The following is a 1,157-nucleotide window of genomic DNA, read 5'->3' on the forward strand; positions in this document are numbered from 1 at the left end:
ATCGTAGATGATTTTGTCCGTAATGGCGTTGATTTTGTGACGACCGTGCCGTGCAAGCAGTTGGCGGGGGTTATTGACGAGATTGATGCGCGGGCGGAGATTTATCACATCCCGTCGAACAAAGAAGACGAGGGCATGGGGCTTTGTGCCGGGGCCTTCATGGGCGGCAAGCGGCCTGCGATCATCATGCAGAACACCGCCATTGGCGTCACCATCAACACGCTGGTGACCCTGACGCAGTTCTACCGGATGCCGCTGCCGATGCTGATTTCCTACCGTGGCGAGTTGAAAGAGCCTGTGGCCTGCCAGGTCGAGATGGCGGTGCACACCAAGGCACTGCTGAACCAGATCAACATCCCGACCTATCACTTTCACAAACAATCGGACGCGGACGAGTTGGACGCGATCCTGAAATATACCTTCATGTGCAACAAACCGGTCGCGATTCTGACCGACGCAACCTTCTGGGGAGGCTACGGCGACCAATGATCCGTTCTGAAATCCTGACCGAAATCGCACCGATCCTGCGCGATCACCTCGTTGTCTGCAACATCGGGCTGCCCAGCCAGGAATTGCACATGATCGATGATCAGCCGAGCAATTTTTACATGCTGGGCACCATGGGTCTCAGCTCTTCCATCGGGCTTGGGCTGGCACTGGCCCAGGACAAAACCGTCATCAGCATTGATGGCGACGGGTCGGTTCTGACCAACCTCGGCACCCTGCCAACCATCGCCAATAACGTGGCCGACAACTATATTCTGCTGATCATCGACAATGGCTCTTACGGCTCCACTGGCGATCAACCGACCTATGCAGGCAAGAAAACCAAGCTGGAAAATGTCGCAAAAGCATGTGGTTGCGAGAACGTCGTCACCTGCAAGGCGAAAGAGACCGGGGCCGCGCTGCAAGCGGCCATCGACAGCAAGGAGATGACCGTGATCGTGAGCAAATGCGACAGCGGCAACATCAAGCTGCCGGTGATCACGATGGACCCGGTGGTGATCCGCGATCGGTTCATGAAAGCAGTTCAGGCCTGAGCCGATGCCCGCCGCCGCCCATATCCACTCCGCAGCAGACGCCCGCCGCCTCGCCCGCAGGCGCCTGCCGTGGATGGTCTTCGACTACATCGATGGTGCCGCGGGGGGGGAAGTCGG

The 1,157-nt window shown here is 58.0% G+C and carries 2 protein-coding genes; both read left to right on the forward strand.

What is annotated here, in order from left to right:
- Window positions 1-489: sulfopyruvate decarboxylase subunit alpha (comD, locus tag Q0802_RS24655; protein WP_298922658.1), on the forward strand; the 489-nt coding region annotated here is incomplete at its 5' end.
- Window positions 486-1,040 (forward strand): sulfopyruvate decarboxylase subunit beta, encoded by a 555-nt coding sequence (comE, locus tag Q0802_RS24660; RefSeq protein WP_298922659.1) that lies wholly within the window; start codon window positions 486-488, stop codon window positions 1,038-1,040. The genes comD and comE, both read left to right, overlap by 4 nt.
- The last annotated feature ends 117 nt before the right edge of the window (window positions 1,041-1,157 follow it).

This window comes from uncultured Roseobacter sp. (genome assembly GCF_947495275.1).
Taxonomy (GTDB): Bacteria; Pseudomonadota; Alphaproteobacteria; order Rhodobacterales; family Rhodobacteraceae; genus Roseobacter.